This is a genomic window from Monashia sp. HAY1-2A (genome assembly GCF_056755315.1).
Map to the genome: position 1 here is coordinate 1 of NZ_JBNDHY010000818.1, position 234 is coordinate 234.

General features: G+C 62.0%; 1 protein-coding gene. It reads left to right on the forward strand.

Translation table 11 applies throughout. The annotated features are described in order from the left end of the window. On the forward strand, positions 1 to 234 hold a 234-nt coding region (locus tag ACPYOM_RS24055; protein ID WP_481347910.1), incomplete at both ends, for a DUF2172 domain-containing protein.

Sequence of the window (234 nt, forward strand, 5' to 3'; positions counted from 1 at the left end):
CGATTTCGCCGAGAGCAATCTCCACGTTGTCGGCTACAGCGCACCGGTAGAGAAGGAGATTTCCCGGGAAGAACTGGCCGCACATGCGCATACCTTGCCGGACCAGCCGAACCCAATTCCATATCGCACTGGGTACTACGCCCGCGACTGGGGGTTCTGCATGCGCCACTCGACGTGGCTTTCGATGCAGGACGACCGCTACCTCGTGCAGATCGACAGCGCGCTGGCTCCCGG